The 9,906-nt window shown below is 59.7% G+C and carries 15 protein-coding genes and 1 pseudogene; 7 read left to right on the top strand and 9 right to left on the bottom strand.

All coding sequences use genetic code 11. The features are described from left to right. The first annotated feature begins 130 nt into the window (after positions 1 to 130). On the top strand, positions 131 to 475 hold the full coding sequence (locus WCA53_RS01530) for a BON domain-containing protein (RefSeq protein WP_423904719.1): 345 nt from the start codon (positions 131 to 133) through the stop codon (positions 473 to 475). A 29-nt stretch (positions 476 to 504) separates the two neighbouring features. After that, a complete protein-coding gene (locus WCA53_RS01525) occupies positions 505 to 738 on the top strand; it encodes a hypothetical protein (RefSeq protein WP_423904717.1) in 234 nt (77 codons plus the stop codon). Positions 739 to 827: 89 nt separating this feature from the next. Here the strand turns inward: WCA53_RS01525 and WCA53_RS01520 are convergent, their stop codons facing one another. The 9 genes and pseudogenes from WCA53_RS01520 to WCA53_RS01480 form a co-directional block, all read right to left on the bottom strand. Beyond that, positions 828 to 1,280, bottom strand: coding sequence for a PA2169 family four-helix-bundle protein (locus WCA53_RS01520; protein WP_423904714.1), 453 nt, complete (start codon positions 1,278 to 1,280; stop codon positions 828 to 830). A gap of 348 nt (positions 1,281 to 1,628) precedes the next feature. Next, a complete protein-coding gene (locus WCA53_RS01515) occupies positions 1,629 to 2,243 on the bottom strand; it encodes a hypothetical protein (protein WP_423904712.1) in 615 nt (204 codons plus the stop codon). Positions 2,244 to 2,297: 54 nt separating this feature from the next. Further along, complete coding sequence (locus tag WCA53_RS01510; RefSeq protein ID WP_423904709.1) at positions 2,298 to 2,645, bottom strand: DUF1488 domain-containing protein; 348 nt, start codon at positions 2,643 to 2,645, stop codon at positions 2,298 to 2,300. A 46-nt stretch (positions 2,646 to 2,691) separates the two neighbouring features. Beyond that, positions 2,692 to 2,781 (bottom strand): annotated as a pseudogene (locus WCA53_RS01505) (type 1 glutamine amidotransferase); the annotation flags it as partial. Between the two features lie 119 nt (positions 2,782 to 2,900). Beyond that, positions 2,901 to 4,277, bottom strand: coding sequence for an MFS transporter (locus WCA53_RS01500; protein ID WP_423904705.1), 1,377 nt, complete (start codon positions 4,275 to 4,277; stop codon positions 2,901 to 2,903). Between the two features lie 114 nt (positions 4,278 to 4,391). Further along, complete coding sequence (locus tag WCA53_RS01495; protein WP_423904702.1) at positions 4,392 to 4,895, bottom strand: YbhB/YbcL family Raf kinase inhibitor-like protein; 504 nt, start codon at positions 4,893 to 4,895, stop codon at positions 4,392 to 4,394. Between the two features lie 142 nt (positions 4,896 to 5,037). Then, positions 5,038 to 5,487: a hypothetical protein gene (locus tag WCA53_RS01490; RefSeq protein WP_423904700.1), complete on the bottom strand. Its 450-nt coding sequence runs from the start codon at positions 5,485 to 5,487 to the stop codon at positions 5,038 to 5,040. Positions 5,488 to 5,881: 394 nt separating this feature from the next. Next, positions 5,882 to 6,211, bottom strand: a complete 330-nt coding sequence (locus WCA53_RS01485; protein ID WP_423904698.1) for a hypothetical protein — start codon at positions 6,209 to 6,211, stop codon at positions 5,882 to 5,884. A gap of 70 nt (positions 6,212 to 6,281) precedes the next feature. Further along, positions 6,282 to 6,680, bottom strand: a complete 399-nt coding sequence (locus WCA53_RS01480) for a DUF1090 family protein (RefSeq protein WP_423904695.1) — start codon at positions 6,678 to 6,680, stop codon at positions 6,282 to 6,284. 245 nt (positions 6,681 to 6,925) lie between these two features. On the opposite strand from WCA53_RS01480, the gene WCA53_RS01475 reads away from it, so the two are divergent. The 5 genes from WCA53_RS01475 (at position 6,926) to WCA53_RS01455 (ending at position 9,372) form a co-directional block, all read left to right on the top strand. After that, positions 6,926 to 7,129 carry a hypothetical protein gene (locus WCA53_RS01475; protein ID WP_423904692.1) on the top strand — a complete coding sequence of 68 codons (204 nt, stop codon included), beginning with the start codon at positions 6,926 to 6,928 and terminating at the stop codon, positions 7,127 to 7,129. A 135-nt stretch (positions 7,130 to 7,264) separates the two neighbouring features. Continuing rightward, on the top strand, positions 7,265 to 7,426 hold the full coding sequence (locus tag WCA53_RS01470; protein ID WP_423904689.1) for a hypothetical protein: 162 nt from the start codon (positions 7,265 to 7,267) through the stop codon (positions 7,424 to 7,426). Next, positions 7,423 to 7,770: a hypothetical protein gene (locus WCA53_RS01465; protein WP_423904685.1), complete on the top strand. Its 348-nt coding sequence runs from the start codon at positions 7,423 to 7,425 to the stop codon at positions 7,768 to 7,770. The genes WCA53_RS01470 and WCA53_RS01465 overlap by 4 nt, the downstream gene beginning before the upstream one ends. 141 nt (positions 7,771 to 7,911) lie before the next feature. Then, entirely contained in the window at positions 7,912 to 8,088 is a 177-nt protein-coding gene (locus tag WCA53_RS01460; protein ID WP_423904682.1) for a hypothetical protein, read from the top strand. A gap of 606 nt (positions 8,089 to 8,694) precedes the next feature. Further along, on the top strand, positions 8,695 to 9,372 hold the full coding sequence (locus tag WCA53_RS01455) for an MgtC/SapB family protein (protein WP_423904679.1): 678 nt from the start codon (positions 8,695 to 8,697) through the stop codon (positions 9,370 to 9,372). Positions 9,373 to 9,906 lie beyond the last annotated feature (534 nt).

Below are 9,906 nucleotides of genomic sequence, written 5' to 3'. Positions count from 1 at the left end.
AACATGTCTTGCGCAACATCTTTCGCGCCGATGCTCGGTGACACGGCATGGTCTTTGCGAAGCATCTTTCGCGACTCTATCCAGAAGGCGATCGAGCCTGTTTTTTAATTTAGAAAGAAGGAGAGTACCTATGCAATCGACTCAATTCCTGTCTCAGTTCCTTAGAGCCGCGGGTAGTATTGCTTGCGTCGTGTTTGCGTTGAATGTCAATGCGCAGACCGCGTCGCAGCCAACGGGGGCTTCAACCTCGATCGGCACGAAGGTCGACGATTCGGCGATCACAACCAAGGTGAAGGCCGAGCTTCTCGGCGCGACGAACGTGAAGTCAACGCATATCCATGTGAACACGCACGCTGGCGTGGTGTCACTGACGGGAACGGTGCCGACGGAAGAAGACAAGGCTGGCGCGCAAGACGTGGTCTCGAAGGTGTCGGGCGTCGAGTCGGTCCGTAACCACTTGAAGATCGTGCCATAAATCCAATACCGGACTTCAACGAGGCGTCCATGAACCAAATGAAGAAATTTGCCTTCCTGGGTGCGCTGGCTGTGGCCTTGTCGGCTCCGGTGTTTGCGCAAACCGCCGCAAACGACGACACCATGGCTGCATCAGGCACGATGCAAAAGAGCACGGGCGGCACGACCCTCCATAAGAAAGACAAGGCCGCGCATTTGAAGGGTGCATCGGCCGCAGCGGCAGCGTCGGCGTTGGGTACCAACGACAAGGGCCAGCCGCATTAGGCCTTCGCATTCCACTACGGTATGAAAAAGCCCTGGCCGCGCAAGTAAGCGGCCAGGGCTTTTTAAGGCATGCTCATCAAGTGATCGACTTATGACTTGGCGGCAGCGTACTGGTCACGCAAATCGCGGATACGGTCATGATTTTGTACTACCCCTTGATACTGACGCTCTATGACTACGCGCACGTCGGCGGGCAATTCCTTGTCCAAAGCATCGCGATAATTTTTCTTGGCAACGTCTTCCCCGCGTTCGCACTCCGCGAGGATTGCGTGGTCGTCGCGGGACGTAACGGCCGACTTCACGTCGACCCAGCCGCGATGCAAGGCACCGCCCACCGTGCCGCCGGTTTCGGGCTTGCCACCAAGACGCTGCACTAACGCCTGCAATTCGCTCGCGCCGCGTGCGCAGTCTTCCGCGCGGTCGGCGAATAGCAACTTGAGGCTGGCATCCTTCGTGTCGTCCGCAGCCTTGCTAAAGCCCTTTTGGCCGTCATTCGATGTTTCGATGAGATCGTTCAGTACCGATACGATGTTTGCACTCATATAAACCTCCTGTGATGGATCGAAGATGGATCCGCGTCGCGTGTTACCTCGCGATTCGGTCACGGGTTCTCACGCACGCGGCGTGCCTGGCGCATCAGGTGTACTAAGCACGGCTTCCAGCAGGTTAAGTGGCCTAGACAGACAGTCCAGACCTGACGAATTTACAGGGCGGATGGAAAGAGTTTCACGCGGGTTCACCGAATCCCGAACGGATCTTCATGTCCCTGAATGGCATGACAATATCCACGTTTCACTGCACATAAAAATGTAGAGGATGACGAACTATCATGAGAAAACAAACAACTCGACGCGCCACGCTGCATTCGCATCCCCATAGCCCGCTCGACCTCACGCGTGTCGTCCTTCGAACGCTTCGAACGTTTCAATAGGTTGCGGCGGCTTGAGAGCGTCAAAGTCTGCCCACTGTCCGTTCTGCCATCTGCCGGAGGCACGTTCGACTTCCATCCCGCCCGCCTCGCGGAGAAGGCTTGCTGCCTGACTCTGGGTTTCCGGCGACGCATGGACGGCCACGACAACGCCCGCGCGCCGTGCGTCCACGGCGTTAGCCGAACCGTGATTGCCCGAGTCCGTTGTATTCGCGACCGTTTGCTTGCCTGACCGCGCGTGTGCTACCGCCCCGGCCAATGATCCTACGTATGCCCCGACGCCGGCCGCCACGACCGACGCCACCCACGGCGCGCTGTCGAGCGTAAAAAGCGCTGCGCCGACGATCGCGCCGGCCACTGCGCCGATCGTCACGCCTTTGCCGGCGCCTTTCGCCGCGTCCTTCGCGCCTGCGTCGGCGTGATGGTCGCCGCCCATTGGCAGGCGGTCATGCTGGCCGCTTGGATTGACATAGAACAGGGTGACATCCTCTTCACAGAACCCCTGTGCGAACAATCGTTGCGCCGCCGCTTCGCCCTGCGAAAACGCGGTGAATCGTGCTGCGATGATGACCGACATGAGAGCCTCCTTAGTCGGGGATTCCCTACATTGATGGTATCCGATGGGTAGCGCTTAGTCGGGTTCCAAACCGGCGACGCGAAACAGGCCGCTTCGGAGAACGACGCTTTTCCCACCGTTGTCGTCGAGCGCTTCCGCACACACGGACCGGATTCGCGCCAGCCCGTGTCCAAATGCCCTCACTAGATCTTCCTCGCGCGAGGACGCCGCACCGAAGTGATCTTCGAGGGCTTCGGCTGAAATGGAACATACGACGGGTCTTCCATCGACCAGCGCAGTGAAGTGAATCGCGAGGTCGACCCCGTCATACAGCGGCGACGCTTCGGAAAAGGTGATGTGCATAGTCGAATCCTTATAGGCCGGATGCCCCTGGACTGGATTGACAGTACCCATGCCACTCATGGTGCGGCTCCTATAGCTTAGTCGGGTGCGGCCATAAAGTCGCCGTCAATGCCTTGCGCGGTTCGACGAGTTCGGCTTGTTCGAAGCCATCGACTGCGAGAATGGCGACCTTGTAACCGCTTAGCGAATTAGCCATCGGACGCTCCCTTTGTGCGATCCAGGAACCGGTGTCGATGCCCGACACCACGTCCCGTTTTCGCAGCAAAGCATGTGCCTACCGCTGTGGGTCAAAAGTTAAAGCGGCCGCAAGGTGCGTCAAACGCTGGCGGGTGTTTCGGGTACTTTGTGCTGCGTCAGGCGCATCATGCTGACGACGGCCGCCGCCGCTGCAAACAGTGCGGCGACAATGAGCGCGATGGTCGCGCCCTGCTGCGGCGCGAGACCGAAGATCAACGCCACGAGCGCGGCGCCGAGTGTTTGTCCTGAGAGGCGCGCGGTGCTGAGCATGCCGCTCGCGGCGCCGCTGCGGTCCCGGGCCGCCGAAGACAGCATCTGCCGGTTATTGGGCGTCTGGAACAGACCGAATCCGAGGCCGCAAACGGCCATGCGCCAGGCAATGTCGAAGGGGGAGGGATGTGCTCCCGTAGTCGCGAGAAGCAGCAGGCCGGCGGTCATGATCGCGAGGCCCACGCCGCCGAGCACGCCTGCCGAGTATTTGTCGGAGAGGATGCCGGCGAGAGGTGCAATGAACACGATCACGAGCGGCCACGGCGTCATCAGGAATCCGGTCATGACCTGGGTCATGCCAAACGCGTTCTGCAACAGGAACGGCAGCGAAACGAAGGCGAGCATCTGCGCGGTGAACGAGCAAAACGAGGTCGCGACGGACAGCGAGAACACCGGAATCTTCAGCAGGTCGACGGGTAGAAGCGGCGCCGTCTGAGTGAGCTGCCGTTTCACGAAAAAGTATCCAATCGCGCCGGCGACGATCAACTCGGCTGCCACATACGGACGATGCTCGCCGTGCCCGAGACCATCGATTGCGGTAATGGCCAATCCGAACACAGCCGCGTTCATTAATGCGCTGAGGAAATCATAAGGTCGCCGATGCCCCGGCGTGCGCGGCAATGAGCGCCACCCGAGTGCGAACGCGGCCACGCCAATAGGCACGTTGATCGCAAAAAGCCAGGGCCATGGCGCGATCGCGAGCACGCCGGACGCGACTGTCGGCCCGATCACCGACGAAATCGCCACCACCGAGGCATTGATGCTGATGCCGCGGCCGAGATGGTCGGACGGGTAGATCATGCGCACGAGTGCCGTGTTGACGCTCATGATCCCGGCGGCGCCGAAGCCTTGCACCACGCGCATGATGGCGAGCGACGCAAGCGAGCCGGACAGCGCGCAGCCGAAGGACGCGACCGTAAATAACGCGAGGCCGGACATGTACACGCGCCGATATCCAATGCGGTCGCCAAGCGACGCCAGCGGTAACAGCGAGATCGTGATGGCGAGCTGATACGCGTTGACGACCCAGATGGAATCGGCGGGAGTCGCGTGCAGGTTGCGGGCGATCGTGGGAAGCGCGACGTTGGCGATGGCTCCGTCGAGTACAGCGAGCGTAATGCCGAGCGCGACGACCAGGATGGCCCAGTAGCGCTGGGGAAGCGGAAGGCCGTGTTCTGGGTTCATCGATGCGAAAGGAAAGGGCGGGGGCGGGGCCGGCGTTCGGCGGATGGCTCATGCGAGTTGGACAGCCGTGAAGCATGCCGGCGAAGCTCACCGGCATGCCCCGGAGCGGGACGCTTACTTCAGCTGGTACAAGCCGGTGTAGGTCGCCGAATCGAGTTCATTTAGATGCGTCATGAAACGCGCGACCGCATTCGTCGCCGAGGCGTCGAGCGACAAGTGATCCGCGCTTAATGCATGAATGCGGAAGATGAAGCGATGCGGCTTGTCGCCACGCGGCGGCGCCGTTCCGCCGTACCCGACCGTGCCATAGTCGTTGCGCAGTTGCAGCGCGCCGGCGGGCAGCAGGCTGCCGTCGGCCTTGCCCGCATTTTGCGGCAACGAGCGCGTCTCGACCGGAATGTTCACCACGATCCAGTGCCAGAAGCCGCTGCCCGTGGGAGCATCGGGATCGTAGAGCGTGAGCGCAAGGCTCCTGGCGTCCGGCGGCACGCCTTCCCATTGCAACGCCGGGGAAAGGTTCTTGCCATCGACGCCAAATGCCTGCTGGTCGAATTCATGAGTCTTCGTGAGATAGCCGTTGGCCGCGAATTCATCGGACCAGATACGAAAATCAGCCATGGAAGTTTGTCTCCTTTTAGGGTTGGTGATGCCGTCGATCGAGCCTTTTTCACCCACTGCGCAAGACCGATACCACGATACCCGCAACGCCCGGACGCCGCCATGCATGCTGAAAAGCGCGCGCTAGGGCGACGCGCAATGACTACCGGGTCGCTTCGTCAATGCCCTGCGACAGCGACGGGCACGCTTGCCCGATCTCCTTGGTGTATTCGCCGGGATCGGTTGTCGCTAATGTTGCAAGCCGGTCTACCGTCGATTGCGCTTCCTTGTAGCCGAGATTCCATGCGCCATCGAAGTCGGGTGCAAGCGGAAAGCTCTCCTTCGTCTTCGCTTTGAAACGCGCAACTTTCGACGGGTCGATATGGCAGATGTCGATGGCAGCCCGCGCAATGTTCGCGCTGGTGCGCACGCCTTCTGCCGCGAGACTTTGTGGCGACGGCGCCTGCATGTCCGGATGGCCCGGAGGCATGATTTGATCGGGCGCCTGCTGCTGCGCGTTCGCGCTGAACGGCATTGCAACGGTGAATGCACACGCGAGCATGCAGCAAATAGAGCCATTGACGAGCGCTGGCATCGTTTGCTTGAAAGTCATTCGATTCCTTGTTGATTGAGCCGTCGCTTAGAGCGAGCGAGACGTGCCGGAGTATAGCGAATAGACCCGAATAGCACTTGTCTGAAGGCGTTTTCTATCGGCGGCAAGGTTGCATGTCTGTGCAAAACGCTGTCAACCGCAGGCGGTTTTTGACAACGAACAATGAATCAGCATGCGCTGCGTGATAGGGCAATGAGTGAGGGCAATGAGTGGACGATGAGCGCAGATGCGGCGTTGCGTTGCGGTTCGTGATGCGGTGGAGCGGCGGAACTGATCGATCGCGGCGTCGCACAATTGGTGAGACGACTGGCGTGATCGCACGCAGGGCGGCACGGTTATCGCTCACCGGCGAGCCCGTGGGCTGCGGCGCTGGCATTGACCCAGCGGCAAAAAGTTACAGCGCGCGTTGTTTCCGGGAGGTCAGGCTGTCCGATTGCCGTTCGCTGTCCGGCTGTGGCATGACGTCGCGCGACGTAGGATGGCTCGTCTCGTAAGCCTCGATCTGCAAGTACAGCCGATGGACCGTCTGCAGTTGCGTATGGGAAAGATGCGACTGGCGGGCGACCAGAGCCAGCCGCTCGCGCCAATAGGCGGGCGGTAGCACGGGGCCGGCCATGTCGCCCGCCAATGACCGGCGCAACACCAGTTCGAGGTGCGCCAGATCTTGATCTGCCAACAGCGCGGAAAAAGCGCCTTGGGGTCTCGTATCGATGAGTTGGTCCATCAATGCTTATCGGCAGTCGAGGACGATTCTTGAGGCCTTTTAGCTAGGTATAAACCCTTATCGAATAAGCTCATTGGACAGGACTCGCCAGCGCATGATCCAGATCTGCTTGCGCGTGGTGGACTTTGCGCTCCCACGCCGCGATGTTCAATTTATCCGTGCCTTTCTTCTGGGCACGTGCCAGTTCGGCATCGTAGTCGCGAAGACGGTTTCGGGCGTCGGCGATGGCGTTGTCGTGGCGCTTTTGCGCATCGGCGTGCCTTTTTGCGATCGCGTCCGGCGCGCATTCGGCATTGGTTTTATCGAGTTGCGCCTGAAGACTGTCGAGTTGCGCCGAGCCGTCCTGGTTTAGCGCCGTGGCCATTTGCTGTTCAAGTGCCTCGCGACGCGTGTCGCAGGCATCGGTTTCCGGCGACGCATGAGCCAGCGGCAGGCACGCGAGATAGGCGACAACGACAAGCAATTTCATCTGGGAATCCATGACGGGCGATCGGGGCTACGACTCTAGCCGGGGAGGCCGGGGTTCTCGGCGGGCGCCATCGGCCGGATGGCCTTGTCCGCTCTGGGTCGCCGTATTCTAGCGGCGTGGCGGGACTATCTCAATGATCGGGTGGGCAACGAAGGTGGCGCGCGTTGCGTGGGGCGCGAAGGCTGCCATGAACGCGGCGTAGGCGCCGGCCATGCTAGCATCGTGATCTGTCAACGGGAGATGCCATGCGCTATACGCACAATGAACATGTAATCGACGTGTTCGTCGAACAGCGAGGCGGGCGTTGGGACTGGTCCGTCCAGGCGGGCGCGTTGCCGCTCAAGAAGAATGAAGGCGAAATGGCGCCGACCCAGAACGTGGCCGAGAACGAAGCACTCCAATGGGCGAAGCGCGAGCTTGGCCGGCGCTTTCCGGCACCGCGGGACTAATCCCCTATCGGAAACGCGTCGCGTGCGGCGACCTTTCGCTTCGTGCTTTATGACATGGCTTGTTTTATACAGCCGATGTCCTAACCACTCCATGCAGCCATAAAGTTCGGCGTGCTCAGGCCGTTAGTGCTGTGCATGGATACTCGAGACCCCACTTCCGAAGCATTCCGCGACCTCGTTCGTGCCGCTGGTGAAACGCTCGAACTCATGTGCCGTATGCGCGGCATTGCGCTCGAAGATCTCACCGACGACGAGCTTGGCGAGTTCTTCGTGCACGCGCTTGGCGATGATGTATGAGCTTGTACGCGATCGGGGCCGTCTGTCTCAATGCGGTGCGCCATGTCCGGTTCACCCTGAAATCCCGGCCCTGGTTGGACCGCGGCGATTTTATCGGCGGCCAGTCGCATGTCGGCACTAAAGTCCGTCCGACCGGTGCCGTTATTCGTCACATGAATGCCGACAAAATTCCCTATACCGATACGCGCAGCGCGTTGAACGCGGCGGAAGAAGCATTGGAATTGCTTTGCCGCCTGCGACGGATTCCGATTGGCAGTCTCTCGGATGCGGAGTTAGGCGAGTTCTTTTTCAATGCGCTTGAAGACGAGCTGGGCGGCGGAAATTATTGGAACAACAAGCGGTAGCGGGTTATCGACGCTTGCATGTGAGTGCTTGTGAGTGCCTGCGGGTGAGTCGCCTGGGGTTTTCAAGGCGCTTCAAGCTTCACCCGAAGTTTGTTCGGGTTTTCACCTAAAGTTTGTTCTGGAAAGGCCGTTACCCACTTCATGAATACGACCAATCCCACCGCCTCCGCTTTTCAAAACCTTGTCATTGCCGCCGACGAGACGCTCCACGTGCTGTGCCGCATGCGCGGTATTACGCTGGACGATCTGTCGGAGGACGCGTTGGAACGGTTTTTCTTTGAAGCGCTGGACGAAGAGTTCTGGAACGCCGCGCGGTAGGAAGGCGAGCGTCCCAGAAAGTATCACTGCGTTATCGATCGTTTTAGCCTGTATTAGCCTGATCCTTGGCCGATTCGCACGTGTCGTGTCGATCGGCGCTTTGTCGGCTCGCGGGTCGAATCGTACAAGGCTTGCGGCGGGTGACATCAATCCGCCTGGCGTCGCCGCCGTCCAGTCAATTTCCCTTCGATCTCCCTGTGTTTGTCACCTCGCGTTTCTTGCCGCGTGCGTCGCATCGTCCACTGCGCCTTTTTGAGCGAGTTACTCCCCAGGGATAAACCGCTGCAACTCACTCCATCGGCTGTATCTGTCCTATGGAAGCCGGTCATACCGGCGTAGGGTTCTTTTTCGTTGCGGCCGCCGAAACAGGGATCTCCATCTCGCACTCCCGAAAAACCTGCCTTCATCTGTTCTCGATTGGCGTTATGGGGTAGTTTCATACTTTCGGGAAAGCGCTGAGAGAGTAGGCCGTTGACACATCGCCGGTATCGCTTGTCGCTCGACCGAGTGAATTCATCGTGCCGAGTCACGAGCGAAGCGTTCCTTAAACTACTCAATCACCACGTCTCGTGTTGACCTCTTCATCCACTGCGCTAGCGATCCTCCATGATCAATAACGTTGAACTGCTGTCCCGTCTGGTGTTAGCCGCCTTGCTTGGGAGCGTCATTGGCTTCGAGAGGGAAAGGCTAAGCTGGGCCGCAGGTTTGCGCACGCACATGCTCGTGTGCGTTGGCTCCTCGCTAATAATGCTCGTTTCAGCATTCGGCTTTGCAGATGCATTGGGCCAAAAGAATGTCGTGCTTGACCCCTCTCGGATTGCCGCTCAAGTCGTCTCGGGTATTGGGTTCCTGGGAGCGGGATCTATTCTGCTGCGGGGGGAAATAGTGCGCGGACTGACGACGGCAGCCAGCCTATGGTCAGTCGCAGGAATCGGCTTGGCGGTTGGCGGAGGCATGTACACGGCCTCAGTCGGTGCGACGATCATCATCCTGATCATTCTTGCGGGGGTGAAGCCGCTAGAGCGCCGTTTTATCTCCGTCAAGCAGCAACGCAGCATCCAACTCCTCGTTGATCACGGCAGCGTGTCGCTCGCCAGCTTACACAGCGCGCTAGGCACCGGGAGCGTTCGTGTGAGGCAGTTTATCGTCCAGCAATCGGATGACGACGCGGACATCGATGAGGTGTCGATTGAACTATCGCGCGCTACCAGCAGCGATTACGACGCGATCTGCACGAGATTGGAGAGCATGACAGGCGTTCGCGAATGTCGGCGTAGCAATTGACTCAGCCGTTGGCTACGTGGCGGTAGTCAGGGTCATCGGGGCTGGATCTCTTGGTGTCAAAGCGGCGTGACGGGCTGCACGGCGGCATGACGATTGCAGTAAGAAGCCCTGTGGCACAAGGCGAGACGGGGCTTTTTGGCATTCGTTGGGCGCTGTTGGGAACTGGGATGGTCCCCCCGGCAGGCAAACAGGAATCGAATCCACCTCACCGCCCTAGCGTCCCTGAGACACTAGAGGTCCAAGTGTATCAAGGGTTTCCGAGGGAAGCGAGTGCCTTGGTGGCACTGTGGGGCCTGGGGTCCAAAAGGGTCCTGTGGTACAGCGAGTGGCCCGATTGTGGTACAGGCGAGCCTAGCGCCTCTCAGGCGATCCTCACTATTCAGTATTCACTCCATAACTCCCACAGATAGGCGCGGCCCGACCCACCCCCGGGACTTTCAAAAACAGGCCCCCAGTCTCTGCGGAACCCCCGAGGGTCTATAGGGGAATACTGTTACAGATACCTTTCAGTCTCTGGAAAACTGGGGCGGCCTC

Origin of the sequence: Caballeronia sp. (assembly GCF_049581465.1) — a bacterium.
GTDB lineage: Bacteria > Pseudomonadota > Gammaproteobacteria > Burkholderiales > Burkholderiaceae > Caballeronia.
This window is presented reverse-complemented; position numbering and strand designations above follow the sequence as displayed.

What these genes read in the sequence shown, in the direction of transcription:
- WCA53_RS01530 (WP_423904719.1), top strand. Translation starts at nt 131, where the DNA reads ATGCAATCGACTCAATTCCTGTCTCAGTTCCTTAGAGCCGCGGGTAGT.
- WCA53_RS01525 (WP_423904717.1), top strand. Translation starts at nt 505, where the DNA reads ATGAACCAAATGAAGAAATTTGCCTTCCTGGGTGCGCTGGCTGTGGCC.
- WCA53_RS01520 (WP_423904714.1), bottom strand. Translation starts at nt 1,280, where the DNA reads ATGAGTGCAAACATCGTATCGGTACTGAACGATCTCATCGAAACATCG.
- WCA53_RS01515 (WP_423904712.1), bottom strand. Translation starts at nt 2,243, where the DNA reads ATGTCGGTCATCATCGCAGCACGATTCACCGCGTTTTCGCAGGGCGAA.
- WCA53_RS01510 (WP_423904709.1), bottom strand. Translation starts at nt 2,645, where the DNA reads ATGAGTGGCATGGGTACTGTCAATCCAGTCCAGGGGCATCCGGCCTAT.
- WCA53_RS01500 (WP_423904705.1), bottom strand. Translation starts at nt 4,277, where the DNA reads ATGAACCCAGAACACGGCCTTCCGCTTCCCCAGCGCTACTGGGCCATC.
- WCA53_RS01495 (WP_423904702.1), bottom strand. Translation starts at nt 4,895, where the DNA reads ATGGCTGATTTTCGTATCTGGTCCGATGAATTCGCGGCCAACGGCTAT.
- WCA53_RS01490 (WP_423904700.1), bottom strand. Translation starts at nt 5,487, where the DNA reads ATGACTTTCAAGCAAACGATGCCAGCGCTCGTCAATGGCTCTATTTGC.
- WCA53_RS01485 (WP_423904698.1), bottom strand. Translation starts at nt 6,211, where the DNA reads ATGGACCAACTCATCGATACGAGACCCCAAGGCGCTTTTTCCGCGCTG.
- WCA53_RS01480 (WP_423904695.1), bottom strand. Translation starts at nt 6,680, where the DNA reads ATGAAATTGCTTGTCGTTGTCGCCTATCTCGCGTGCCTGCCGCTGGCT.
- WCA53_RS01475 (WP_423904692.1), top strand. Translation starts at nt 6,926, where the DNA reads ATGCGCTATACGCACAATGAACATGTAATCGACGTGTTCGTCGAACAG.
- WCA53_RS01470 (WP_423904689.1), top strand. Translation starts at nt 7,265, where the DNA reads ATGGATACTCGAGACCCCACTTCCGAAGCATTCCGCGACCTCGTTCGT.
- WCA53_RS01465 (WP_423904685.1), top strand. Translation starts at nt 7,423, where the DNA reads ATGAGCTTGTACGCGATCGGGGCCGTCTGTCTCAATGCGGTGCGCCAT.
- WCA53_RS01460 (WP_423904682.1), top strand. Translation starts at nt 7,912, where the DNA reads ATGAATACGACCAATCCCACCGCCTCCGCTTTTCAAAACCTTGTCATT.
- WCA53_RS01455 (WP_423904679.1), top strand. Translation starts at nt 8,695, where the DNA reads ATGATCAATAACGTTGAACTGCTGTCCCGTCTGGTGTTAGCCGCCTTG.